This window comes from Brevibacillus schisleri (assembly GCF_055685845.1).
Genome location: NZ_JBVNDM010000001.1, coordinates 313,682 through 340,235 on the forward strand (window position 1 = coordinate 313,682; position 26,554 = coordinate 340,235).

The 26,554-nt window shown below is 37.9% G+C and carries 19 protein-coding genes; 18 read left to right on the forward strand and 1 reads right to left on the reverse strand.

The features are described 5' to 3' along the window. Positions 1 to 9: 9 nt before the first annotated feature. The 3 genes from ACUUHJ_RS01805 to ACUUHJ_RS01815 all read left to right on the forward strand — a co-directional run bounded on the left by ACUUHJ_RS01805 (position 10) and on the right by ACUUHJ_RS01815 (position 4,735). On the forward strand, positions 10 to 1,728 hold the full coding sequence (locus ACUUHJ_RS01805; RefSeq protein WP_472298123.1) for a TniQ family protein: 1,719 nt from the start codon (positions 10 to 12) through the stop codon (positions 1,726 to 1,728). A gap of 1,297 nt (positions 1,729 to 3,025) precedes the next feature. Then, on the forward strand, positions 3,026 to 3,985 hold the full coding sequence (locus tag ACUUHJ_RS01810; protein WP_232774547.1) for a hypothetical protein: 960 nt from the start codon (positions 3,026 to 3,028) through the stop codon (positions 3,983 to 3,985). Between the two features lie 618 nt (positions 3,986 to 4,603). Beyond that, positions 4,604 to 4,735 (forward strand): hypothetical protein, encoded by a 132-nt coding sequence (locus ACUUHJ_RS01815; RefSeq protein ID WP_255688947.1) that lies wholly within the window; start codon positions 4,604 to 4,606, stop codon positions 4,733 to 4,735. Between the two features lie 560 nt (positions 4,736 to 5,295). Here ACUUHJ_RS01815 and ACUUHJ_RS01820 read toward each other — a convergent pair. Next, positions 5,296 to 5,802 (reverse strand): hypothetical protein, encoded by a 507-nt coding sequence (locus tag ACUUHJ_RS01820; protein ID WP_472298124.1) that lies wholly within the window; start codon positions 5,800 to 5,802, stop codon positions 5,296 to 5,298. A gap of 1,228 nt (positions 5,803 to 7,030) precedes the next feature. Here ACUUHJ_RS01820 and ACUUHJ_RS01825 point away from each other — a divergent pair. From ACUUHJ_RS01825 to ACUUHJ_RS01895, 15 genes are all read left to right on the forward strand, one after another. After that, on the forward strand, positions 7,031 to 7,384 hold the full coding sequence (locus ACUUHJ_RS01825; RefSeq protein WP_472298125.1) for a PDDEXK family nuclease: 354 nt from the start codon (positions 7,031 to 7,033) through the stop codon (positions 7,382 to 7,384). A gap of 113 nt (positions 7,385 to 7,497) precedes the next feature. Continuing rightward, positions 7,498 to 9,000, forward strand: coding sequence for an IS21 family transposase (gene istA / locus ACUUHJ_RS01830; RefSeq protein WP_472298126.1), 1,503 nt, complete (start codon positions 7,498 to 7,500; stop codon positions 8,998 to 9,000). Continuing rightward, positions 8,997 to 9,716, forward strand: a complete 720-nt coding sequence (gene istB, locus ACUUHJ_RS01835; protein ID WP_092272886.1) for an IS21-like element helper ATPase IstB — start codon at positions 8,997 to 8,999, stop codon at positions 9,714 to 9,716. Before istA ends, istB begins: the two co-directional genes overlap by 4 nt. Continuing rightward, positions 9,697 to 10,293, forward strand: a complete 597-nt coding sequence (locus ACUUHJ_RS01840; protein ID WP_472298127.1) for a TnsA endonuclease C-terminal domain-containing protein — start codon at positions 9,697 to 9,699, stop codon at positions 10,291 to 10,293. The genes istB and ACUUHJ_RS01840 overlap by 20 nt, the downstream gene beginning before the upstream one ends. Before the next feature lie 12 nt (positions 10,294 to 10,305). Continuing rightward, positions 10,306 to 10,476, forward strand: coding sequence for a hypothetical protein (locus ACUUHJ_RS01845; protein WP_472298128.1), 171 nt, complete (start codon positions 10,306 to 10,308; stop codon positions 10,474 to 10,476). A 36-nt stretch (positions 10,477 to 10,512) separates the two neighbouring features. Continuing rightward, positions 10,513 to 12,456, forward strand: a complete 1,944-nt coding sequence (locus tag ACUUHJ_RS01850) for a Mu transposase C-terminal domain-containing protein (RefSeq protein ID WP_472298129.1) — start codon at positions 10,513 to 10,515, stop codon at positions 12,454 to 12,456. Further along, positions 12,449 to 14,164, forward strand: a complete 1,716-nt coding sequence (locus ACUUHJ_RS01855; protein WP_232774541.1) for an ATP-binding protein — start codon at positions 12,449 to 12,451, stop codon at positions 14,162 to 14,164. The genes ACUUHJ_RS01850 and ACUUHJ_RS01855 overlap by 8 nt, the downstream gene beginning before the upstream one ends. A gap of 8 nt (positions 14,165 to 14,172) precedes the next feature. Further along, positions 14,173 to 16,080, forward strand: coding sequence for a TnsD family Tn7-like transposition protein (locus ACUUHJ_RS01860; protein WP_232774539.1), 1,908 nt, complete (start codon positions 14,173 to 14,175; stop codon positions 16,078 to 16,080). 297 nt (positions 16,081 to 16,377) lie between these two features. After that, positions 16,378 to 17,829, forward strand: a complete 1,452-nt coding sequence (locus ACUUHJ_RS01865) for a TnsD family Tn7-like transposition protein (RefSeq protein WP_472298130.1) — start codon at positions 16,378 to 16,380, stop codon at positions 17,827 to 17,829. 559 nt (positions 17,830 to 18,388) lie between these two features. Next, on the forward strand, positions 18,389 to 19,882 hold the full coding sequence (locus ACUUHJ_RS01870) for a dsDNA nuclease domain-containing protein (protein WP_106783269.1): 1,494 nt from the start codon (positions 18,389 to 18,391) through the stop codon (positions 19,880 to 19,882). A gap of 4 nt (positions 19,883 to 19,886) precedes the next feature. Further along, positions 19,887 to 20,552, forward strand: a complete 666-nt coding sequence (locus ACUUHJ_RS01875) for a hypothetical protein (protein ID WP_232774537.1) — start codon at positions 19,887 to 19,889, stop codon at positions 20,550 to 20,552. After that, on the forward strand, positions 20,542 to 22,653 hold the full coding sequence (locus tag ACUUHJ_RS01880; protein ID WP_232774536.1) for a hypothetical protein: 2,112 nt from the start codon (positions 20,542 to 20,544) through the stop codon (positions 22,651 to 22,653). Before ACUUHJ_RS01875 ends, ACUUHJ_RS01880 begins: the two co-directional genes overlap by 11 nt. A 253-nt stretch (positions 22,654 to 22,906) precedes the next feature. Next, positions 22,907 to 23,755, forward strand: coding sequence for a hypothetical protein (locus ACUUHJ_RS01885; RefSeq protein ID WP_472298131.1), 849 nt, complete (start codon positions 22,907 to 22,909; stop codon positions 23,753 to 23,755). Between the two features lie 1,219 nt (positions 23,756 to 24,974). After that, positions 24,975 to 25,478, forward strand: coding sequence for an RNA polymerase sigma factor (locus tag ACUUHJ_RS01890; RefSeq protein WP_289675700.1), 504 nt, complete (start codon positions 24,975 to 24,977; stop codon positions 25,476 to 25,478). Continuing rightward, on the forward strand, positions 25,471 to 26,499 hold the full coding sequence (locus tag ACUUHJ_RS01895; protein ID WP_289675702.1) for a hypothetical protein: 1,029 nt from the start codon (positions 25,471 to 25,473) through the stop codon (positions 26,497 to 26,499). Before ACUUHJ_RS01890 ends, ACUUHJ_RS01895 begins: the two co-directional genes overlap by 8 nt. Positions 26,500 to 26,554 lie beyond the last annotated feature (55 nt).

Consider the following 26,554-nt stretch of genomic DNA (forward strand, 5'->3'; position numbering starts at 1 on the left):
GATAGGAAAATGGCTGGGAGGTACACTATTCGACCACGGATTGAGGACGGGGAATCTTTGACGTCCTATATATTTAGACTAGCCAAGAAAAACGCATGCGACTATAACAGAGTAATAAGTCCATTGGCTAACAACAAAGATCACATATGGGATAGGTATTTTCGGTTAGAGATAATTAAAGAGGATAAGATAAATTTTTCCGAGCTATGCGGAAAAGTAAATAAGTCTGTAGAAGAAATTCGTTCGATGACCTTTTGGCCTGTGGTACAAAATTTCTTGAACCCAGGCTATTATTCAAGGGACCAGTTGTTTCAAATGCTTACCTCGCTCATACATACTACAGTACGTTTTTTTTGTCCTAGGTGTTTGGCGCAAAAAAAGTATTACAAGCTTATATGGCAAGTAAAGGAGATTGAAATCTGTGATGAGCATTTATGTAAATTACAATCTAGATGTCCTGCGTGCCAGAAGGAGCAACCATATTTAGCGGATAGTCTTGTGACAGCCCAGTGTAAATACTGCTTCTCCAGCCTTACTTTAATTAATGCAACAAGGGAGAAAGAACAACTTCCAGATTACATTACAGATCAAAAAAGAAGATACAGTAATTGGCGATATATGATGGGTAATAATATACGCATGGTCGAAGATATTCGAGGTGTACCGGCTAAAAAGCAGATCGCCATAACTTTAATGTATTGCGTTCAAATGCCAGAAGAAACATATAGCTTTGAAACTCTTAAACACAGATTAAGAGATGACTATATTCATAGAGTTAGAAGATTTATTAATGATCAGGATTCTCCACAATACGTAACACTTCAAATGCTCTTACAAATTTTAAATTCACTTGGCATGAGTGTTCAGTGCTTTTCGCAAGTGAAAGTTCCTCGTTCTTTTATTAACTCAATTATAGATGACTACGTTAAGACGCGAGAATATATTTGTTTAACCCCTTGGTGCACTTCTTTTGGTACTGATATTACGATGAATAGAATCCCACATCGCTTTCAAACAGCAGTGAAGAAAATAAAGTATCATAATGTACATGTTTGTACCATCTGCTATATGAAATATGGTGTTGTAACTCATAAAGGGCAATGGGAGCAGGTAGGAAATGTAATCGAGTGTTTGGAAGAATTGAGAAAACTAATAGCCTCAGGATTAAATTACACACATATCACAAAGCACTTAAATACAACCCTAGTGATTCTATACAGATATGTCGGATACTTGCTTCAACATAAACTGTTAGAAGAAGAATATTTAGAAGTGCTTACCCCAAAAGAAATCCCCAATAATTTAGTGCGAAGCTTTAAGCAATTAATAGTTCTATCTGGAGCGGCACATACTAATGCTAAGAAATTGTACGGATGGGGGCCAATTGAATACTCGTTCCATCTGGCAAATCCAGCGGTTCAAAATTATCTTATTTTCGAAGCATACAAAGATAAATCTCGTTATAGTCGAACTGCTAAAGAACGCTGGAGAATCAACGTAGAAAAGGAATTAGAGCGTTTTAAAACTGAGGATAGAGATATATCAATAAAATATATTGCGGCTGCTTTAAATTGTTCAGCAATGTTACTGAGCCATTATGGTCTGCGAGAGGTTATTGATCAAGCGAAAAATGACCAGAGAATTTATCGTCTTTCGAGGACAGAGAAAGATGCTAAGGAAAAGATTGCTGCATTCTCGATAACAGTTGGCGCAACAATAAGGATTTGACTGTACAAGAGATCTATCGTTTCATCAAAATTAAGCGTAACTACGTCGCGAAGTATTTGCCAGCATTAGCCGATTGGATCAGGCAGCAAGTATCTAGTTATACACAAAAACGATCAATAGAAAAATTAGAAGAAATAAAAAGAATGGTAAAAGAAACAGTTAGAAACTCTTTTCTCATTAACGAGAGTCCTTCAGTGGAGAATGTAATTAAACAACTAGGTATACATAAAAAACATATTTATTACAAGGAAATTAAACTGGCCATACAACGCACACGCGTTGAGCTTGGGATTAAATTAATTCAGAACAATGGTATTCCCACATGGGTGTCAGAAATGAACGTGTGAAGTATATTTTAGAGTCAGCATTTCTTTATGTGAAACGAGTGGAGTACTAAAAGTGACAACTCATGTTACATCAAATTACGAAAAGTGACACTTGATATTACAATTAGAGACAAAAGTATGTTACAAAGTAAGAGAAATACCTCGTTTTTGGGGACAAATTATATTACTACCCACATGTCTATGTTTAGTGACAATAGAGTTACTAAATTTACATTAGAGTTACTAAATTGACATTAGAGTTGCTAAATTTACATTAGAGTCGTTAAATTTCCGAAATCTGATGATCAAAGCAGCCCGGGTAATAATGAATGAACATAAATTATCACTCATTGTAATTTATGTTGGCCTTGCCTTGCTACAGTTCACTTTACTGTAGCAAGGTTTCTTTGTGTTTAAAAATGACTTAAATTCAGATTTAAATTAATTATGGAAAATCTATATGTGTGATCATTTATGACTATTGTTTTTGTAAAATAAAGTTGATAACTAGAAAATATAGTTTGCTGATTAATTACGGGGTACAGCCAACTAAATTCGAATTTTGTACGTGTTCGAAGAAAATAGTGTTGTAGACTCGGAAAATAAAGTGCTAGACCTCGAAAATATTGTTTTAGACTGACGAGGCGTCATTACGCTAAACCAGGAGGATAGTTTAAGACCATCTGCGGTGAGCCTTATCATAAGTGATTGAGAAATAACTCTCCGTTTAGAAATGAAAGAAACGCTGATTGAGCATTGAGGGGAAGGTGGCGTAGAGAGGTGCAAATCCTTCTTAAGGAGAGTTCTTGAGATGTTTTTTAATGGGGAAATAATACAACCCTGTCCGTTTTTGTGATGTGATCTGGTACATGGAAAGTCAATTAAAATGAATTCAAATTGTTAGTGATGTTTGCGGATGAGCTGTACGGCGAAAGTACTGAAATAAAAAACAATTATGGAGGGAACAATTAATGAAGCTTGATCTCAAAAATATAAAAGATATTAATAAAGCAAGGAACAAAACATTATTTTCAGGCTGTATTCACAAAGATAAAGATTGTAACAATTCTATTAGCAAAGCACATTCGATACAGAATAATGGGATACTTAATAGATTGGCCAGAAACGGAAATGTTATGGCTTTTGATTTCTCCAAAATTCCATCAAATCATAATATTATATTAAACGAGGTAGGAAGAGGCAAGGCCTCAACCTTTACAGGTTTTTGCAATAACCATGATTCGAAAATATTTAAACCAATTGAACAATTTGATTATTCTCCAAAAAGTGCAGAACAAAACTATCTCTTTGCTTATAGAGCCTTTGCATTAGGCTACTATGAACGACATAGTTCTTATAAATTATTAGAATCAAGAATTAATGAACATCCAACATCAATCAACTCTGAATTAGGTGAAAGGTACTTAATGTACACTGATCATCTGAAATATTTAGAAAAATTAAAAGTTATTATGAACACCAATTTAGATAATTTAAGATATGACAGAATATCAACTGATTTAATTATTTGGCCAAATGAATATGGAATAGCTTCAACGTCGATGTTTTTTATTAGTTATGACAATGAGGGAAGATTAATAAATAATCAGGACTCATATATTTCACCGTTTTTCTTTACAATATTTCCTCAGTCAGGAATGACATATGTTCTTATGAGCTATTTTTCAAAAGATAAATCCATGTATCAATTTATAAAAAAACAAATAATACCTCTTTCAGAGAGTGAACAAAAAGCCACTATCTCAAATTTAATAGCCTTATATATTGAAAATATTTTCTTCTCTCCAGACTACTGGGATACTATTCCAAATGAAACTAAAGATAAGTATTACCGTATTTGTAGAAACACTATGGGAAGAAAAAAACCAAAGAAATTAACTGAATATAGGGATTTTAATTTATTTATTTGATACTGAGAAGTAGTCAGCACTATCAACAATCCATATTCAGGTATTTAGGTATTTGCCCATGAGTTCATTACTAGGTTTCAGCCCAAATATAATTGCACTAGAGCGGGTATTGTTCGAAGGGATCAGAGATAAAAAGAATGTGAAAGTAACTAAGAGGATTAACAAAAGTTCAACTACGATATATATTCGCGGCTTTTTTCCGTTGCTGAAGCCTCAACTGTGGTGAACCGTACCACAAGTGATGGTACACAAGATTAGGCAGGAGATTGTGTTAGATAGAAAGTATATTGATAGGCTTTTGTAAACGAGTAGTAGAAGTCAGTACCTTTAACCCTTCTGATTTATAATCTTCATAGAGAAATTTAATCGGAAAAATAAAATGACATAAGAAAAACGATTGAAGCAGTGCAAAAAGGGTCATATTTGGGAAGCAGCCCCTGCACACATACGAAGTAGTGGTAGCTGGTGTCCTATCTGTGCAATAGATACGCTTGTACAACGTACACACTTAAAAACTTGATTATCTAAACTTGACCACACTTAGAAGGCTTATTCCACTTGTTGCAAATGGAGTGAGCCTTTTTTGCATGCAGGAAAATCTAAGGAGATGAACAGACAATGGCAAAACGTGAACAGGTAGTAACGGAAGTAGTGGAAAAAGAGATAGAGGAAACGGTGCGTTCCATCGCCCGGGCACAAGTAGACTATGGACAGCTTATGGAGAGAGCGGGACTATTGCCAGCGGGCTAAGGACTCGCGGGAGCAGGCGGCAGAGTTAAAACGGTCGGGGAGGACTGATAATACGGCAGCTCATTAGATCAAGCTGAACAGCTTGAAATGCTAGCCGATCAGAAGGACGGACACCCAAGGCTGGAAGCACTCCGTTACATTGAAGATTTACAGCGTCTGCATTGAGGGGAACTATACAACACAACCAAGGCGTACTAGCCCGTCAACGTAAGGAGCTGGAAGATGCAAGGGAAGATGCGGCGGTAATGGTTCAACGGGCAGACGAGTGCAGGAAACGGAGCCGCTTTTAGCTTACGAGATGGCGAAGCTGGCATAACTGGAGGGGAACGGAGGTGAATAAAAAGCTACCTAGAGAACTTGGACCAACGGCAAAACACCTTAGACTAGAAATACGGCACAAAGACGCCCCACCCCATATTGTTTTTCCTGAAAGAAAAAACAAAGAGATCCGCTTTCCCATTTCAGAAAGCGAATCTCCCAGGTACTAGGCGGGAATAAAGATACAGCAGAACTGAGAGAAGAAGCAGTGTTGAAAATCATCAACAGTTACTTTAATAAACTCAATTCTTAACTTCGATGATGGATACGAGTTTAATCTTCGCGCTATTCAGATTGATAAACGTCAATTGAAGAGTTCCATCCAATGTGTGCGCGTTAAGAAAATATGGATTGAAGGGACTTGAATCTTCAACAATATTGGACAAATCCAAAATTCTGGTCAGCGCTTCAAACAATAAAGATAAGTCATTGATACTGCGAAAGGGGTTGTTCCAGAAAGGATTCGTTTCATTTTTTGCAGCAGTAACATATGCATCCCATATCTGTTTTAACAAAGTATTAGCGTTACTCCCAGTGGGATAGAATTTATCGCATTCAATCTCACCACTATCGTCAATAAATAATTGCTTTGCAGCTAGACCATCCATTTGAATAAAGTCCCCGTACCAAAATGAGCCGTTGATTTCTACAACTAATTTCAGATTCTTACGGAAAAAAGGATAGGATTCTTCAAGAGTAATTCTCTTTAAGATATAATCCATGGCTTGTAGTTGTGTGACAGAATACATTGGTTTCACCCCCTTCCTTAGTCATTTCGACAGTAATTTGGAAATTCCTACAAGAAGGGAGAGCGTAAAACGGTGGTTCAAGAGCATTCCCTGTGATAAAAAGAATGACAAAGTGATAGCTGTCCTGTTCTAGGTTCAAAAAAATGGAATAAAGGGGGGGCAATTGAGATGTAAGATTGTAGGAGGACTGACTGGAGTGGTAAATTACTGTGGGATCACTACAGATACCGACACGGAGGAAGCTGTCCTAGGTAGAAAATAGAAATTTAAAAGAACGAAAAAATAAAGAAAAATGTTAAGTATCGTTCCTTTTGGGAAAAATGGATCTAATGATTTTTCGTGGGGGCGATACCATGTACTACACTATTGCGGATGTTTTTCCAGCCATACCTATAGAGAGAATGGGCGACTATTGCATCAAGTATGACGACTACGTATTTTATTCAGTATGGTATGACAAACATTGTCTTATTGAAAATACTACATTAGCATCGGCTAGAGAGTTTTGTAGCGCGAGAATAAATCGACGTTGCGAAATTGTTTTTGTTCTGAATACATATTTTGTTTATATTAGGGGTCAGGTTTTTTCAAAATACTTCGATCAGGATAGGTGGTATCGAAGACCTTATAGGCCATGGGTAGGTTTTTACCCTATACCAGAAAAGGTTAGATTCGGATCATTACTATATATAAGTCTCGCTCAAGACTGTATTGAAGCTGAGAAAGCGGGTAAAATCAGCTTGTTTTATAAATCATTTTACAATGAATATGACAGACATCACTTCAATAAGATTTAAAAAAAGATTTTTGAGACTTTAATAGTACCTCTTAAATTTTCTAAGTAGAAGGAGAGAATGCAATCTAGCGAAACATAAATAAATCGGTTATTCAGCAGAGGCGCTCTTATACCAGGGGAGAGAAGATGATTCCCATGAAAAAATACATCGCACGTTTAGACAAACTTTGAACAGGAAGAATACAAAGACGATGGACCGTATTGAAAAATACTAACTTCAAGTTGCGTATAAAGGAAAGGCGTAAATGGCGGTTATATAAGGATAGTGAAATGGAAAGCATATAAGTAGATCAAAATTTTCAAACTGGAAAAATCTACATATTGTAGTTAGTTTTTTAAATTGATACAATATTCTGTAATAAATTGCGCATCAACAGAGACACATAATGGATTCCGTTATGTGCTTTTTTATTATCAGGAGGATGTTTAAAAATGTCTGAAAATATCTTGTTAAAAAATCACCAAAATCGGCTAAAAGACGGGAGAGGCAAGGGGAGAGGTCAAATTTATGTGCCCTTTATCCAAGCTTCTGATAACAGGGCACCTTCCGAAGGATGGATAACGAGGTCACTTGGGTGGAAGACAAGGAGAATTCATCATACCTTATCGAGGCATGAGTATCACTATCTACTTGTCCAAGAATGGTCGGATCTGGTAGTTGATATTAGAGAACAGTATCCCCTTGACTTCGATTTAACAACAAAAATTGCAAGAAAATTGAATGTTCCCCACCCTCATTTAAATGGTGAAAACGTAATTATGACAACAGTGTGTTTGGCAAAATAAAAGTACACACTTTGGCAACCGAAAAGTGCAGACCATTTCCGAACATGAAAAAAGCCTTGCCAGCTAACTAAACAACCCCCTACTCTTCTATTTGCGGAACAGATAGGAGAGGGATGAAAGGAATGCTGGCAATGGCTCAACAATACTATATCAAATACTTGCGGGACGTAAAAGATCAATCGATCTCCCAGATAGCAGAACAAACTGGTGTTAACTGGAGAACAGCAAAGAAATATGCAGATTGTTCGGACTGGAACAAAGAAGAGTGTCCTCTTCGAGGAAAATTCCCTATTATGGAAGCTTATCGTGAGCAAGTGGATACTTGGCTTATGGAAGATCAAACCCGCCCCAAAAAGCAGAGGCACACGGCAAAACGTATCTATGATCGCCTTGTTTCCGAATTTGGCTTTGCAGGATCAGATCGTACCGTACGGTACTATGTTGCCAAGCGGAAGTTAGAACTGCAAATCGAAAAATCGGAACCTTATATTCGTTTAAAACATCCAGGTGGAGAAGCTCAGGCGGACTTTGGAACATTTCAAGCAATTATTGGCGGTGAACTGGTAGAGCGGAAAATGTTGATCCTCTCCTACCCTTACAGCAACGCGGCATTTGTTTTTGTTACTCCGAAGGAGAACACCGAGTGTTTCTTGGAAGGGTTACGGCGGTTATTTGAGATGAGCGGCGGAGTGCCTAATCGAATCTGGTTTGACAATCTTTCAGCGGCAGTTGTATCTGTAGGAACCGATGGAAAGAGAAAGCTTACAGACGAATTTCAACGATTTGCTCTTCACTATCGCTTCCAGCCTGTATTTTGTAATCCAGCTCAGGGAAACGAAAAAGGACATGTTGAGAATAAAGTTGGTTATGCACGAAGAAATTGGTGTGTTCCATTACCTGTAGCCAATGATTTGGAACAACTACAGTATGTTATCAATCAGCAAGCCTTTGAGGATTTGAAAAGACTCCATTATGCGAAGGGAGTCTTACAGCAAGAGCTTTGGGAGCGAGAGAAAATCAAGCTTTTGGAACTTCCTCTCGTACCTTACGAGGCTTTCCGTTTAGAATCCGTAAAAGCCAATGGATACGGTGAAGTTCTCGTTGATCAAAAAACGTTAAAGGTTCCATCTATCCGTTCTCACGAACGAGTATGGCTGAAGTATTGGTGGAACAAAGTAGACGTACTAAATGACAGCTATGAAGTCCTCATTTCACTACCAAGGGGATATATAGACGAGCCGATCCCAATTGATCTGCAAACGCTGTTGGAGCCACTTTATAATAGGCCGAAGGCTCTCGATTACAGTTCTGTCCTTGCTTTGCTTCCCAGCCAAACAAAAGCTTTTCTTCAATCTGTGGAAGGAAAAAGTCGCAAAGCAAGAATCGGCTGGATCATTCGAATGCTAAGAACATACCAAATTGAGGAGATCGAAAGATGCCTTACGCAAGAAAAGCAGGATGATGTGAGTCGATTGGAGCATGTTCTGTACCGTTTACGTCATCCAGAGATAATCCCAACACCTATGAAAGACAATCGAACACCGTCTGTTTTCGTTGGGTATCAGCCAGATCTTTCGAGATATGATCAACTTCAACGGACGGAGGTACGAAAATGAGAGAAGAATTACGTCAACTATGCAAGCAGATGAGATTAGCACATGTCATGAATATCTATGATCAAGTACCGTTTGAACACCCAACTCAGTTTCTTCATGCGGTTCTATCAGCGGAACGAAGTTCCCGTGAGCAGGGAAAAATCCGACGATTGTTACAGAAAGCAAGATTTACGCAAATAAAGACTTTTGAAGGGTACTCTTTCGAGTCGGTTTCGCTACCTGAGAGTGTAACGATTGAGGAATTGAAGAGAGGCTCGTTTGTAGAACGAAAGGAAAATGTTATTTTGCTGGGTGCCGTAGGCACAGGAAAGACGCATCTGGCCACGGCAATTGGTGTAGAGGCGTGTAAACAGGGGAAAAATGTGAGGTTTTATCGGGTTGCAGAGTTGGTTTCCATTTTGCAAACCAAGTTTCATGCTGGCAATCTACCGAGATTTCAGAAGGAATTAATGGATGCTGATTTACTAATCTTAGATGAGTTAGGATTTGTTCCGTTTCACAAGGATGGTGCTGACCTACTTTTCCATCTAATCTCAGAATGTTATGAGCGAATCAGTGTCATTGTTACCTCGAATTTGGAATTCAGCCAATGGAATACGGTTTTCGGAGATAACCGTTTAACCGCTGCCTTGATTGACCGTCTTGTGCATCATGCTCACATCGTAGCTTTCACAGGAGAGAGTTATCGCCTTCGGCATGCTCTTTCCCACCGTTAATAATAAAAATTTAGCCTGGCAAGGCTATGCACAAAATGGCTGCCGAACTCTGCACTTTTTACTTGCCAAATACACAACAGACTTTATGCTTACGGTTATTCAGCCAGATGGTAAGGAAATGGATTTTGCTAGAACAATTAAACCCGTTAATAAATTGACGAGGAGGACATTAGAGTTATTTGAATTAGAGAGGAGATATTATCTTGAGTTAGGGCTTTCTTGGGGGATTGTCTTAGAAAAGAATAAACCAATGAATTTAATAAAGAACATTGATTGGCTTTACGATACTAAGGAACTAGGATCCCGAGATGGAGTTGACGCAGAGCTGGTGAGTATGGTGTCCAAACCTTTGTTCTCACTCTTATCAATGAATAGTACAAAGGTATCTATAAGTAAACAATGTCTTACCTGTGATCTAGAATTAGGATTAATGCCAGGGACCTCCTTATACATCGTGAAACATATGATTGCAAATAAACACTGGGTCACAGACATGCATCAATTAATTCGTGAGAATAAGCCGCTTCAGCTCACTCTAGGATCTTCTTATGACTCTATCTCAAAGAACTATGCGTAAGGAGAAGAACAGATGCAAATTGTTGAAAATACAATTGTCGCTTTTAGTGATCAACTCGAAATGAAAGAAATCCTGGAAAGAGTACTGTGGATTTCACCAGATCGGACTGAAGTGGTTCTAATTAACATTGTTAATAAAAACAAAATAGATTTTCCTTATTTTAGGCAATATTCGGAAATTTAGCATCTGATTGAAGATGGCTTTGCAAGAATCATTCATGTGGATCCTGACTTAAAGTTGATTGCGCCTGATGAGGATTATCTGCAAAAGCATAAAAAAAGCCAAGAAGCAAAATGGGAGATTATTAAGGATATTGTCTCAAAAGAACCAGACATTTACCTTAAGGAGCATCGTGGGCAATTGATTCGTGATGCAGGAGAAACATCGGGAAAACCATTGAACATTATTTATGATTGTCTTAAAAAGTACTGGTTTTATGGAAAGTCCCTAAATGGTCTCTTAAATAACTATTTTGACTGCGGGTACCCTCAACATGCTAAGAGGATAAACAATACTGGTAAAAAACCGGAAGATAGAGAAGGGTATCTCTTAACGGAAGTTGATAAGAGGAAGTTTAAGACTGCAATTGAACGCTTTCATAAAAAAGAGGGAAAAAACATAAAAGAAACGTACAAGCACATGTTGCAGACGGAGTATAACGAAGGATATTACAGGGAACATGGTGTCATGGTTCCGATCGTTGTAGTTAATAACTGTCCATCAGAAAGACAGTTTCGTTATTGGTACCAACATGAGTATAGCGAGAAAGAGAAGTACGAAAAAAAATATGGTAGAAGAAAAGCTGAAATGAACGCAAGGGCTCTTACGGGAAATCCTATAGAAGATATACAAGGTCCAGGTGCTCTATTTGAGATTGATTCAACGCCAGCCGATGTCATCTTAATGTCGAATGATAATAAAACAGAAATAGGTCGTGCACATGTATATTTTGTAAAAGATGTTATGAGTAGAATGATTACTGGGATGCATATATGCAGAAATCCTTCGTGGGAAGAAGCGATGGTTGCTTTAGAAAATGCAGCTACAGATAAGGTTGAATTTTGTGCAAGGTATGGTATAGAAATCGACGAAGAAGATTGGCCATCCCGACATTTGCCTAAATTTATCGCTGCTGACCGTGGGGAAATGAAAAGCAGGAACTCCAATAATTTAGTGATGATTAACGTCCAGATTGGAAATGCCCCCTCTGGAAGAGGGGACTTAAAGCCATTTATAGAGCAGCAGTTCCGTCGGTTTAATGCTAGGATTCGTGAACTTATCCCTGGAGCAGTTGTGAAGCAACACAGGGAGAGAGGAGATAAGAATCCCGCGGATTATGCAGTATATACGTTCGAAGCATTTACGAAAATCGTCATCTACTTTGTTCTTGAATTTAACAAAAGCGTGTTGAGCGAAAATTTCTTTTTAACAAGGGAGTTGTTTGAGGACAAGGTCGAGTTGACACCATTAGGCGTTTGGAACTGGGGAGTTCATAAAAATCTGCTGCACGAAAAACCACGCCAACTAATTCGCTATAGTCTACTTCCTAGAGGAGAAGGATCGGTAACAAGAGCAGGAATTATCTTTGAAAAAATGGCGTATACTTGTGATCGCGCAATCGAAGAAGGATGGTTTGAAGCTGAGAGAGTTGATGGCAGCAAGAAGATCGAAGTTTGTTATGACTCAAGAAACTGTAGCAGCATTTTTTTGAAGTTAAAAGATGGATCTTTTGAACAATGCTACTTAACAGCAAAGTATCGGGATTACGAGGGCTTACATCTTGATGATGTAAGAATCATGGTGAGATACAAGAAAAAACAGATGGATCAAAAGAAAAAAGATCAATTTAATGTAGAAGCCGTTTTGGATTCGGTAGCAAGAAGCATGACGAATATTGAAACCCAAAAAACGAAAGAGGCAACATCGGGTAGGCCCAAATCTGCAAAATTTAAAAATAAACGATTTGTACGAACATTGGATAAACGAGTTGACACAAGTAAAGGTGCTTGGACGGCGGTAAATACGAATCTAAATAAAGATGAACTCCTTTCCGGGGAGGTTGTCCCTTTTCAAAAACCACAAGCAACAAAGGAACAGCCTATCAACAATATGCAGTTGTTTTTAATGTCAAAAAACAAGGAGAAAAGAAAAGAACGTGACTAATATCGATATTAGAAATTCTATTTTAAAGGGATACCAAATGAATGCGGAGTATCAGGAGCAGATCGTTCCAGAAAATAAGGGAAATCCATTTATTGAAGCAATCCCTTCTCGGCTAAGTATTGATGATATTTATGACCACTTGTACTCCGTGCCTAAGTATTGCGGGAATCATTCAACACTTACTGTTGAAGAACGTCTAGAATTGGTACAACAAATCAAACCGAGTTTCTGGTTGCCATTAACCCCTCATTTTGAACGTTATCGAAATATTTATACTATGATAAAAATCGGATACCAATCAAGAAATCCTATGACGGCGATGTATCAACGGCATCTGTCTGTCGGGTATGGGAATATCTTAGCTCATGGAACAAACCCTGATGGTACTAATTTACTTGGCCATTTACAAACAGCAAAACAGTGTGCAGAAATTGGCTTAAGTGGAATGGGGAAATCAAAGACGTATGACAAGTTATTGCAATTGTTTTTTCCTCAAGTGATCCACCATACTCGTTATCAGGGGAGTGCTCTCCCCTGCAAACAAGTTGTTTGGCTGAAGATTGAATGTCCAAGTAACCGCTCGATTGGGGCCTTGTGCAGGAACTTTTACTATGCGGTTGATGAGATCCTTGGGACTACCTATTACGAGGATCTAGCAGAAAAAGACGGCAGAGCTGAGGTTTTGGCGAAACGAATGGCAAAAGTCGCAGGTTTAATTAACTTAGGTGTCCTCGTGATAGATGAGATCCAACGCGTAAACCGTGCTCATTCCGGCGGGGATGAAAAAATGATAGATTTTATTACGGAGTTAACCAATTCGATTGGTGTTCCCATTATCATGATTGGTACATTTAAGGCTATGTATCTGTTTAAGACTTGTCTTGCAAACTGCCGGAGAGGCGTGCCAGATGGGTACGCGGAGAATATTACGGACCGTATGAAAGAGAATTGGGAGTGGGAACAGTTCATTGAGAGCCTCTGGGATTTGCAGTATACAAAGAACATCACAGCACTTACCCCTCAGTTAAAAGCGTCCATGTACTACCACACCCTAGGCATACCAGATTTTGCAGTTAAGTTGTTTATGCACGTACAGTCGCATGTGATTTTATATAGTGAGAATGAACATATTACCGTTAGCATGATCGATGAAGTGGCAAATAAAACCCTACGGTTAGTTCAGCCAATTTTTGAACGTATTCGTAAGGGGGAAGACGTTGATCCTGTAGAATTTGAAGATCTTAAACCGGACTGGATTTCTTTTGACAAATATCTTTCTCAGATAAGTCATAAGATACAAATTGATGGTCAAATGTCTGAGGAGCATAAAAGAATTATCATGCAACGAAATAGAAAAACATTAATCGAGCAACTAACAATCTTTGCTACTAAGATGGGATGTCAAACAGAAGAGGCGGAGCATTACGCTTGTGAGATTGAAAAGAAATATAGCGGTTGTGAGGATACAGAACTTTTATACTCTGAAATTGCAAAGTTAGTGCTTACAAAAGGTGGAACCGATATTGCTGTCAAAGGAGCAGAACAGAACCAAGAGAAGGCAACCTCGAGAGGAAGGAAAAACAACACTTTTGAGGCGGATGATATTAGGCAAATTGTCCAGGAAGGATCTCGACGAGGGAGAACGATTGATGAAGCCTTATCGGAATCTGGGGTGATAAATACGTATGATGAATTCGTAGTGAGTTAGGTGTTCATATGAGAAAAATAGTGTCTTTTCCTACACCATACCCCGATGAGGATTTTAAAAGCCTAACGTACAGACATTTTCTCTATTCACCCTATGATTCTTACCTACATAGCAGACAGGAGTTATTCGGTAGGAATCACCAAGGTATGGTTACTTATCCGAAGAGTTTGATGCGCTTATGTGACCATTTAGGAGTCTCGATAGACTTTATTCAAGATATTATCGAATTGCACACGTTCTATCCGCTATATCGGCCATTCTTGAATGAAGAACAAGTGAGTATATGTTTAGAGGCAATGATACATGAGAGCAATAATAACCCTCTAGTTCACAAGAGATTCCAAAAAGTAGTCTCAATAGAAGGTAAGTATTGTCCTACGTGTTTACAGAATGATTTTCAAATGTATGGTGTAAGTTATTTGCATCGAACTCATCAACTAAAGTTTCTAACATTTTGTCATATTCATGGTGATAGTTTAATTACTCAATGCTCAGTTTGTGATATCCCTTTGATGAATAAAACTGGGACTGCCATGCTAATAACCCCCTTCTGTGAAAATGGTCATGAAATAATATCAACAAAAGGGATGGTCGATTCTTTTGTCCGTTCGCTTTTGGAAGACGTTATCGGATTAATGAAGAGAAAAGAAGTGTCCTTAGATTTGATTTATCAGAAACTACTCGTAGAAGCTGGGTATCGTGGGTACATCCACTATAAAGGGGACTTTATCTATAAAAGCAATATACTTCAGGATTTCGTAGAGTTTTATGGCGAGGAGACTTTACGAAATTTAGATTTAGGACAATTCACGAATGGAAAATTTCTCGTGGAAATGTTCCAAAGAGAAAATCTACATAAGCACGTTCTATTCAATATCCTTCTCATGCGTTTTTTTGGCGGTTCGATAGACGGTTTTTTTGCTCAGAACAATTCATATTCTGTCCCGCTTCCATTTGGCGTTGGGCCCTGGCGATGTCTAAACTTCATTTGTCCATATTATTACAAGCCGATAATCAAAAAATGCTTGCGTAAAGCACACGAATGGGTAACGGGAGTATTCACATGCCCACATTGTGAAATGATATATACGAGACGAGGATTGCCAAAAGAAGAGAATGAGAGCCAATATTCTATAGAAACGATGGGGACACTATTTATTAGTACCGCGGTAAAGTACTATCAAGAGGGTTATCGAATTCAAAAAATAGCTGAGCTCATGCATTCAAATAAAACAACAATTGGCAAATACCTACGGCCGTTTCGTAAAGAGATTTCCCGTAGGTCCAAGAAGATCGATATAGAAGCTGCTCTGAAAGTCATAGAATTGGGGTACACACAAGCTGCTGCAACATCATTTCCTAAGAGTGATGTGTATAAACAGACAGTTCTGGAAGCGATTGAAAAACTAGGGAGGGATGTTACAAGACCGGTGATTAGGAAGTATAACAATCATCGCTACGATTGGTTAATGTGCAACGAGAGGGAATGGATGGAAAGTGTTTTACCACCGAGAAAGAGAATGGAGAAGGAATTGAATCTTAAAACATTAGATGATGATTTATCTAAACTGGTCGAAATTGCAGTCTATCAGTGTAGGGAAAATCCACCGGATAGGAGAATTTCCAAGGCGACGATATTACGAGCGTTGCCTAAAACGATAATGGGAAGATACTATACCTTTCGACGCCTATTGCCAAAGACCACCCAACTTCTTCAAGACGGTACTGAGTCGAAAGATCAGTATGCAGTCCGGAATTTTCCTAACGTATTGCAATGGTTTGAGAGTTCTAGGTATAAAACTCTTTCTTTACAATTAATCCAAACTAGATTTCAGATGTATAAAAATCTCGAACAGGAAACCTTTTCACATATCCAAGAAAAGATAGATAATTATAATACAATGAGGAAGGATTAGATAAATGGATGCACTTTTTTCCTCCGACATTGCCGGACGAACTACTCTACAGTGTACTAGCAAGATATCATGCATACTCTGGAAACGAAAGCCACAAAAATAGTGTGCGTGATTTCTTTGGTTCCAAAACCATTTGTGCTGTTACTGATTTACCTTGTCATCTAAACAAGTTAAGTACCAGAATTCCCGGGAAGGTGATATCTGCTTACGAATTATTAAACGATAACACTCTTCTATCCTACTTCAAACCTTTCTTACCTGAAGAGAGGTTCAAACAGGCTGAAGAGGAGATGTTACATGGTGACGGAAGCTCTATATATGAAGTTGGGTTTACCTGCAAATGGGGTGAAGAACAATAAGTTTCTTCGATACTGTACCATGTGCGTCGACAGGGATCGTTTGCAATATGGCATTGCATATTGGCACAGAGCTCATCAACTACCAGGAGTTACCGTATGCCACCTTCATTCGAGTTTACTCATTGATTCAAATGTCCCATTCTCATCAAGAAGAAATAAGCATGAATTCGTTTCATTAGAAGAGGTGGCTTTACCTAATGTACCAACAATTAGAACCAGTACAGAAGTTAAAATTGCAAAGTACTCCTATCATATTTTAAATTCTGAATGTGACCCAGGTGGTGGAGGTACCCTTCGGATAATTTACTTAGCAAGATTGCAGGAAATGGGGTTTGTAAGTCCCACTGGGAGACTAAGATTTAAGTTGATAATCCAAGCGTTTATAAATTTATTTGGGGAAAACTTTCTGAATCAGATTGGTTGTAATATTCATCCAACTGAGCAATATTCGTGGCTCCATAAGGTTATGAGAAAAGAACATTTCACTATGCATCCCCTTCGTCATATTCTATTACATATTTTCTTGGGTTTACCCACCCATTTATCGTTCTCGAAGAGAGAAGGAGTTCTACAAATGGATCCCTTTGGGGAGGGACCATGGCCGTGTCTAAACAAAGCAGCGATACATTACAAAGAGTTGATTGTTACCAACTGTAAAGTAACACGATGTTCAAGCACGGGGAAACCTGTAGGGACCTTTAATTGCGTTTGTGGTTTTATTTATAGTCGTCGTGGACCAGATAAAGTAGAGGAAGATACGTATAGAATAGGAAGAATTAAAGGATTTGGATATGTATGGATAAAACGACTAAGCGAACTGGTGGAGGGGGGAAACTATTCACTTAGGGCAAAAGCCCGTATTCTTGGGGTTGATCCAACAACTGTTAAAAACCAAATGAATAAACTCAATGGCTCAAAAATCGGAGTTAATCCTTCAAATTCGACTAAAAAACAAACTAAGACTACGAAAAAGCAGCAGCAGAGACTGTTAGCCGATGAGACGATAAGGAATCTGAGAAGTCAACCAAGGAAGCGGGTAGATTGGGAACAAAGGGATAACATAATTGCTGAAAAGGTACACAGTGTAGCAGAACAATTGTACACGATCAAAAATATGAGGATTTCAAAATCTGAGATCGGGAGAAAAATTGGAGCACTTTCATTGATACATAACAAATTGGGTAAATTACCTAAAACCAGCAAGGAATTATCAAAATATGTTGAAAGTACCGAAGAGTTTCGGAAGCGTAGAATAAGCATGGCCATGAATGAGAGTGAGTTTGCGAGAACAACAAGACCCGCCTGGAAGATTGCAAAGGAAGCAGGTATAAGCTTGAAAGAGTTTCGCCGTCTGATGAATGTCTCAAAAACTTCAGGGAATGGGGCATAATTTTCTAATGACAAACTCGTATTTTCTTTCGTGCTAATAAATAGTTTGGAAAGCACAGCTACAATTTGAACGATAGGTCTTTGACGGAGAAGAGTTCGGAGCAATGTGTTTTCATTTATATGACAGTATTCAATACGACTATGCATTTACCGTGAAGTATTTTATTTCGTAGAAAGGGCATCTGGGAACGTGTGAAAAGAGCTCGTTCGTGAAATCAATCCAGCGAAAATATTAGTTCAAATTTAGGAAGCACTCGGGAGTCATGGTGAATATACGTCGAGACCTCGTGAGCGTGACGATGTGAAGTAACATGAGATATTAGAAAACAAAAAGAAACGTTTCTATCTAACGGATATCGAATCGATTTCGAAATGAAACGGGTGCTGCGGCATCCGTTTTTGTTTGTTGTCTAAGGATAGGTAAATCTCAAAGGAATGTCATGGACTCAAAATCCACCCGAGATGTAATACTGCGGTAAAAAACTATTTCCGAGTTGAGTAAAAACTACTATACTTTGGAAGTATGACCAAACATTTCATTGGGGCAAGGAGAGTACACAATGTCTCAGGAGTTGCTCATTTTCAAAAAAAACACTGATGCCCCAGGCACCAGTCGTGGTTTTGTGTATCAATATATTAAGACCTTGTTTCAATGGTTGGTTAACTATCGAGACCAGTCAGATATTATAGTTTATTGCGAAGTAGAGGACGATATTAAGCAATTTGACTATGTGAACAAAAGTATTACATGGACTCAAGTTAAAAGTTATTCTTCTTCTTTCAACCTAAGTGGCAGTGAACTTACTAAGACACTATATAATTTTTTTGTGCTGTACTTATGTTACGAAGAATATAAAGGGAAATTTATCTTCGAAACCAATTCAAAACCTTCCGGTAGGGACGAGCTGTTAAACGAATGGATAAATTCACAGCCACTAAATGAGGAGAACGTAGAGTTGCTTGCAAAGCTGGTTGTGAAAACCCAACAAATTTTGCGAGATAGTGCAAATGACAATATTCGTTCTACTTTATCTAGCATCTTACCCAAAATTGAGACACTTGAGGCTAAACAACCTAAAAGTACGGCAGCGAAAAGGAGAAACGCAAAGGAATTAGAAACGTTAAAAGCGGAGTATGAATCTGTCAAAAAACTTGGGGAGAGTTTTCTTAAAAAACTCGATGATGTGGAGATCTTACTGGATTTTGTAAAAAGGATAGAGTGGGTTTTTGAAAAGGAAGATCCAGATAAAGCTCTTCAATCGCTTAAAGCAGAAACGATCACTTTGCTTGGGCAAATAATACCCAACAAAGAGCAAGTCGCATTGTACTTTGAGAGATTGTTGACTGAAATATTTTTCAGATCTGCGGAGGATAATGCTGACTCCCGAACCTTGGATCGTGAGCTGCTCGAAGAAATATTTCGAGAAACCGAGGAAGAGCTGAGAGGCTGCATAGATCGTGAATTCATTGGGAAAATTGAAGGCTTAGGAGTAAAAATAGACGAGGGTTTCGATGAGGTGAAAACACAACTTAACACGTTAGAGCATAAAATTGATTTCATTAGCGAGAAAATAACTCCTCAACCAGAGGATTCGATGATTTTCCCACCTACTGCTGATGAGGATGAGGTGAAGAAAATTTTAGACAGCGATCCTGAGAAGCAAAGTAAATTGGAATCTAAGATAAAAAAGATTGAATTTCAAGATATAGAAAACGAAAACAAAATAATAGCAATAGCCACTGAGATGCGATGCAACTATCTATTGTTGTTGCAAAAGTTGAAGCTAGGTAACAAACACCATCAGCATAGTATTGTTAAGAACTTAGAAAAGATCGTACAAATTCGTTGCACAAACGCTGTCATCCATAATGGTGAGGAAGGTGCTACCCAGTTCAATTCTAGATTATTTTGGAAGGAATTTCAGGATGATTTAAGATTACTTGCCAAGGAACAAAGTCGAATGAGCAAAATTGAGATTAACGAAACGGTTGTGTATGGTCAAATGTACCAAATGGCCGCAGAATGCCATTTGAAGTGGAACAATAAAGGGTGAGGGTATGAATAACGATGACATAAAAAAGATCAACCAATTCTTTGATGCGTTAATCAATAATAATGTTCAGATGGAGACCGTACCGCCACATTTGCGCACTGCTTACATAGATCCAGACGATGATTACGATTTCCATGCGTATCGGATATTACTTTTGCTGCGGATATGTGGGACTAAGCGTGATGGTTTTTTTTCGAACCCTACAATATATGGGAGGAGGAAGTTTTCATTCTTTGATTTCTTGATTAGATATCCATTTTACCTCATGAAAGCAATCGATAAAAGCAACAAAAAATATCTTGCATCTTATATAAATCTTAACGATTATGAGAAAAAAATGGCGTTTTCGCCAATGATCAGGTATATAAGAGGACCGTGGGATCACCGGTATGATTCGATTTTCAATTATATGATAAGCAAAAAGTTAATTGACGTAAAATATGATTATTTCTCAAAAAGCCAAAAAGCGTTTTTGATAAGCCTAACACCTCTTGGGGCGGAAAAGGCTGATGAAATTGTGGAAGTCGAGAAAGAATGGAAGATGAGAATGGAAACCATTAACAAAATTTTCCCCTCAAATGCTACTAATGATTATATTGAAAAATATGTGCAAAAGGAATTTCCATCTCTTATTTTGGGTTATTACGGGGTGAGTGATAGTGTTTATTGAATCCGTTCTAATAAGGGTTGAAACAGAAAAGGAACTGTACGTTCGTTTTGTTCCGTTTAGAGATACTGATGGGACCATAAAAGAGTTCAGTATGATTTATGGCGAGAACACATTGGGAAAATCGACGTTTATCCAAAGCGTAATTTTTGCTCTTAAGGGTGAAGATTTATATGGAACGCGTCAAAATGATATTTTGAGTTTCAAGGATTTATTTAGAATACATTACAAGCGGAAAGTTATTCAAGCTCATGTTTTTTTGCAGCTATCCAACAAAGGGACTAGGGTTGTAGTTGCGCGTAACGCGCTAGATTGGAACGATCCTGTATGCGTTTTTTCGGGTGTAGAACTTCAGAAAAGTTCTAACTTGGAGCAGCTGGTACATGAAAGCAAGACACGAGCTTTCTACAAAATGCGTAAAGACAAGAACATAAAAGGAAACGAAACTTATCAAGAGTTTTTATTTTCTTTTATGGACATTACCCCAATAACAGAGAGCGAATCTGAAACAAGTGGCGAAGATTCTGAGTCAACTGGCGATGTTAAGCTGTTGTTCTACATTCAGAATCTGATGCCTTTGTTTGTTATACAGCAAGAGGCTTGGTATGACATTCAAGCGATAAATCCTAGATACGGACTGAAAGATATTAAAAAAACAGCTTTCGAAGTTCTTCTTCAGTTTTCTGGGACTGAAGTAATTACAGCGAGACACGAGTTGGAAAAACTTTTGTCACTGTTGAAACAGAAAACAACTTCGTTAAATGATATCAATGATGTTATCGGAATGATTGCTCTAAAAGACACCAAGCTAATTGAGGATGAGATCGCCCGAACGCAAACTGAAATATTAAATCATGAGCAAAGCATTGAAAGGTTGGAATCGGGCAGTTCAGAAAGGAATAATGTTTTTTCTGAAATTCGGAATAAATTCAGGATTTCCTCAATGAAAGCGAGAAGGCATCGGGAAGAGATGCAATCCCTTGAAACGGAAATCGAAGAGTACAATTTCTTTATTAACAAGATTTTGAATGACATTGAAAAGAACGATAAGCTTAAAACTGCAAAAAAGATTGTGGGTATTTTACCTGTGAGCTCATGTCCGCGTTGTCTTAATGCTCTTTCTATCGATGTTGATGATGAATTGGAGAGTGGTAATTGTGGATTATGTGGTAGTCCCTTCAAATCAATACCTCAAGCACAAAGCGAGCAGTATCTTGGGTATTTAAAAGATGAGTTGAGGGACTTTAACCGACTAAAAGAAATTAAGGAGAAAGATAAGGAGGAACTTTACAATAAAGTTGTTTTGGCGGAATTAGAGCAAGCGGAGCTAAAAAGGATGATGGATGACTTTGAAGATAAGTTAAAGCCACGGAATCTCCAGGAATACAATTTCCACGCTCGGCAAATAGGAAAGCTTCAAAATTCGATTACCCATCTTAACAAAGACAAAGAAATTATCGAGCGATTTGAGAAACTCCTGAAAGAAAAAGAAGATCTAGAAAAAGATATTAAAGACAAAAGGGCTTACATTAAAGGCATTGAAAAGCAAAAAGAGAAGGACGAGGAGAAAATCCAGTTCTTTGAGAGAACGTTTAAAACAAATCTAAAGAACCTAAGCTTTCTAAAACTCGGTCTCGATGAAAAGAAAATTAAAGAAGAGAAAAAGAAAGATGCCGTTTCCCTAGATGATGATCTTGAGAAGATATATGGGCAGATAACAATTGACAGATTTGATTACTTGCCAAAATTGGAGGGGAGGAATCTTTATTATCTTACTTCAAGCAGCGGATTGATTAGGATTATCTTATCATACTATGTTGCTTTGCTTGAGACCGCTTTGAATTATGAGGATTCAGTTCAACACCCTTTACTCCTTCTCATGGACGAACCAAGACAACAAAATCTGGACATCAAAACGTTTAATTGTTTTATTGATCTTTTTAGAGAGTTAGAGAAGAAATATCAAGGGAAGTTTCAAGTGATTATTGCGTCGTCTGAAAAAGGAAGTGTGAGCGATACCGAATTAGCACTTGACCTCGGGGCTGACACGTATTTGTTACAACCCTTGGATGATGATACAGAAAGTGAATTACCGATTACATAATATGATAGTCAGGCCTCCTTTTATCAAAGGCGGCTTTTTCGTGTAAACAGTTAATTATTTTGTATTCCAAATCTCCTGATCCATAAACTAGAAGCTCGATAGTCACTTATGAACGGAGAAGTTTTGAAAATAACGGGATCGATAGTTTATGACATTCCGTTCTGATGAATTTGTTTTTCCTATTCGAAGCAATAACTAAGTATTTTAGATTTGAACATTGATTTTATTGAGTATGGAATTTGGAGGATTAAATATGAATACATCACTAAACCCAATAGGAATTGTTATGCAAGCCTTGCAGAACTTTTTAGGAAACGATCCCGTTATTATTCTTTCCTTAATAGGGGGTATGTTTTTGTTTATATGGTTATACAAAGAGATAAGTAAAAACATCCACCAGAGAGAACAAGCAAGTCTAGACACTCTTGAAAAGCGGATTACTGCATATGGAAAACTTGAAGTAAGTATTGTGAAATATCTACAGGGGAGGGGAGGAGAACGAAATGATCTAGAAAAGGAACTTTTCGATGTTTTTAGTAACTCTTATCTAGAATTATCTAATAACTTACATCGAAAGATATCTAAGTTTATGACAAGTTTAGCAAATGACCAACTGGAAAAATCACTTGATCTCATTAGGAAAGAGTTAGTTCAATTAAAGCTAAAACAATCTATGTTAGCCAAGGACTCAATTAGAGATAGCTTGTTCGATATTATTGAACTACCAAGTAGATTATTTGCAATTGTATTTAAGCCTGTATTAATAATTATTGTGTATGCCACGTTTGGTTTAACAATTTTAATTGTTGGGTGGTTTATACAGGGCCAGGCAGATCTATTGTCATCAGTTTTAATTATCATAAATGCGTTAGCGGTAATCTTTTTGTTTTTTACCTTTATTGGGATTGTGGATATGATCTATGGAGAAAGATTTAGACATTCAATGACAAACTGGGGATTCATAATCATATATTTTTTACTGAATATTGTAAGTATAATATGGTTTTATTGGTTTAGTGGCTTAATCTTTGCTTTCCTTACAGCAATCTTTATCTACAAGGTGATTCCACGACTGCGCTTGGGGACGGAAGAAAGGGATTAGAAGAGTGGTATTTCCAGGAGAGCTTATGTTAAATAAGACCACTCATTAATGATGAATACAATTCTTCTACATACGACAGGAATTACCTGGGACTGTCGATTCCTAAAGGTGATCTTGATTTTTTAAATCGAAGGATGATTCACTCACAAATCTGCTTTAGTGTCCTTCTTATGATTTAGATATTTAACAACTCTAATGTAATCATAAGAAGAGTGGGCATTTGAGTGATATTTATTTAACAACTCTAATGTAAATATTATTAGCGAATTAAATAGGTGAAACCTTGATGTTATAACATTTTTCATTTAACAACTCTAATGTCATTGAACAGTCTAATGATAAAAAAGTGTGGAACCAGTAAAGAAAGTCTGGAACCAGTAAAAAATGTGTGGAACTACTAGAACAGTCCCGATGATGCTTTGTTTGGTCATCGGGACTGTTTATTAAGAAGGGCCTGTTAGCCAGTGCTAGGGGAGCGAATTCGAGTGTTGTTTTATGACTATTGTTCGAAGAAAATAGTGTTGTAGACTGGAAAATAAAGTGCTAGACCTCGAAAATATTGTTTTAGACTGACGAGGCGTCATTACGCTAAACCAGGAGAATAGTTTAAGACCATGTGCGGTGAGCCTTATCACAAGTGATGGTAAAACATATTAAACACGAGATTGTACTAGACAGTTACTACATAAGCAAGTTATTACGAGAGCCTTATTACAAATAGTGGTAAAGCAGGAACTGAACGTTGACGTAGCAAAACTAAATCTGCAAATGGGAGCGAAAATACTTGGCACATCTGTGTGTTGGGAGTGAGAAAATACTCAAGTAGCTGCACTTGCCTGGATAAGTAATTGTCAAATATTTCACATCTATGGTGACCTATAAAACTTGAGATAATCTTCCTCAGAATGATTTGAGGAGGATTTTTTTTCTACACAAACGGAACGAAGGCGACTTTGGCAATTGCGAAGTTCAGCTTTCCCGATTGGAGGTTCCTGTCAAGGAAAGAATCTACCTCGCCTTTCTCCTCCTCGTTTTTTGTGATTTGCAAACGCGACGAGACAAGGTGGGGGCTAATTGACGCTTACTCTGCTTCTCTATCCGTAAAATAGAATTGATAAACTTGTGTTGGAACTAAACAACAATTGCGTACTGTAAAAAAATTTAACAGTAATGAGATTTTTTCGAGTCACCAATCGTGTTATATGCAGGAGGCGAAAAAATGGAGAACAATTCTTTATTGCGTACGGATAAAGAATTGGCTGAACTATATCAACGGCATGTAGATCAAGTTTACAGGCTATGCTATATCTATTTGAAAAATCCCGTTGATGCAGAAGACGCTGTTCAATCTGTATTTCTAAAACTGCTCAAATATCAAATGGTTTTCAATGACTACGAGCATGAAAAAGCGTGGTTGACGGTAACCACCAGAAATTACTGTAAAGATGTTCTTAAACATTGGTGGAAAACCCGCCGCGTTGCTTTAGACACTTTACCGGAGGTTTTTTCTTGGAATGGCGATGAACCATCGGGGAAGGTGCTTGCAAGACTGCTTTCACTTCCCGAAAAATACAAAACCGTTTTATATCTGTACTATTTCGAGGAATACACGGTAAAAGAGATATCAGAGATGTTGGGATACAAAGAAAGCACGATTCAAACGCAACTATCCAGAGGTCGTAGGCGCCTTAAAATTGACTTAGGAGGGAAATTCCTTGAGTAACAAAAATATTAATTGGCTTTTCGAAGCCCTTACGCCCAATATTGAACAAAAAGAAAAGATGTTTCATAACATTTTAGTGCAAAGCAAGGATGAAAATAAAAGGCACAGGGGATATACTCTTGCGAAACGTTTAAGACCCGCAGTATTGGCAGCCATGTTGATGGTTTGTTTAGCCACAACTGCTTTTGCAGCGGCATATATGGGATTGGATGAAACGTTTATGAGATTTCTTAATCCAGTAAATCATGAGCAGGCAGAATATTTGTCAAATGGCTCTTATGTGGTTGATAAACAGGTAAAAAACAAGAATGGGACGCTTAAAATTAAGCAAGTGATCGGCGACAGTAATCTGACCTATATTTTAATGGATTTTTCTGCACCGGAGGGTACGGTATTAGACGCAGCGCGGTACCGCTTTTTGGAGAACGACATAACGACAAATCAGAACTTTCAGAGCGTGGGATTTAAAGTGCTTGACGATGGCAACCGGAGTGACAACAAAATTAGTTTGGTTATGAGTATCATGACGAAAAATTCCATAGCCGGTCAAAACGTTCATTTACAACTCAAAGATTTACAAGCGGCAGATCCGTTTCCAGGCATTTTTACATCGGTCATACCAGGCGTTTGGGAAACAGATTTTAAGCTGGATTTCAAGGAGTACTCTACTCCTTATGAAGTCAACAAAAACATTACCATGTTTGGTTATGGGGCGGTACTTAAAACGATCTCCGTCTCGCCGATTTCGATTTCGTTAAAGATTGAGAGCAGTTCAATGAATGAAATTAACGAAGCTGCTGGCTCTTTAAAGGAAATTGGCGCTGATCAATACTTGGATAACTACCCAATCACGATAAAGTACCAGGACGGTACATCGGAAACGAAAGGCCTGTTTAACGGATTGCATTTGACGGAGAATGGCACTCAATTATTTACGGTTAAAACGTTTGAAAATGTGATCAATGACAAGGAAATCACATCAATCGTTTTTTTTGATAAGGAAATTCTGGTTAAAAACTGAATCATGCAACAAACTTGTTGTTTGGGAAGTTTTCATATGATCGCAGTTCCTCATA

Bases quoted from the DNA above. Each gene is read 5' to 3' on its own strand.
- ACUUHJ_RS01805 (WP_472298123.1), top strand. From the start codon at position 10: ATGGCTGGGAGGTACACTATTCGACCACGGATTGAGGACGGGGAATCT.
- ACUUHJ_RS01810 (WP_232774547.1), top strand. From the start codon at position 3,026: ATGAAGCTTGATCTCAAAAATATAAAAGATATTAATAAAGCAAGGAAC.
- ACUUHJ_RS01815 (WP_255688947.1), top strand. From the start codon at position 4,604: ATGGCAAAACGTGAACAGGTAGTAACGGAAGTAGTGGAAAAAGAGATA.
- ACUUHJ_RS01820 (WP_472298124.1), bottom strand. From the start codon at position 5,802: ATGTATTCTGTCACACAACTACAAGCCATGGATTATATCTTAAAGAGA.
- ACUUHJ_RS01825 (WP_472298125.1), top strand. From the start codon at position 7,031: ATGTCTGAAAATATCTTGTTAAAAAATCACCAAAATCGGCTAAAAGAC.
- istA (WP_472298126.1), top strand. From the start codon at position 7,498: ATGAAAGGAATGCTGGCAATGGCTCAACAATACTATATCAAATACTTG.
- istB (WP_092272886.1), top strand. From the start codon at position 8,997: ATGAGAGAAGAATTACGTCAACTATGCAAGCAGATGAGATTAGCACAT.
- ACUUHJ_RS01840 (WP_472298127.1), top strand. From the start codon at position 9,697: ATGCTCTTTCCCACCGTTAATAATAAAAATTTAGCCTGGCAAGGCTAT.
- ACUUHJ_RS01845 (WP_472298128.1), top strand. From the start codon at position 10,306: ATGCAAATTGTTGAAAATACAATTGTCGCTTTTAGTGATCAACTCGAA.
- ACUUHJ_RS01860 (WP_232774539.1), top strand. From the start codon at position 14,173: ATGAGAAAAATAGTGTCTTTTCCTACACCATACCCCGATGAGGATTTT.
- ACUUHJ_RS01865 (WP_472298130.1), top strand. From the start codon at position 16,378: ATGGTGACGGAAGCTCTATATATGAAGTTGGGTTTACCTGCAAATGGG.
- ACUUHJ_RS01870 (WP_106783269.1), top strand. From the start codon at position 18,389: ATGTCTCAGGAGTTGCTCATTTTCAAAAAAAACACTGATGCCCCAGGC.
- ACUUHJ_RS01875 (WP_232774537.1), top strand. From the start codon at position 19,887: ATGAATAACGATGACATAAAAAAGATCAACCAATTCTTTGATGCGTTA.
- ACUUHJ_RS01885 (WP_472298131.1), top strand. From the start codon at position 22,907: ATGAATACATCACTAAACCCAATAGGAATTGTTATGCAAGCCTTGCAG.
- ACUUHJ_RS01890 (WP_289675700.1), top strand. From the start codon at position 24,975: ATGGAGAACAATTCTTTATTGCGTACGGATAAAGAATTGGCTGAACTA.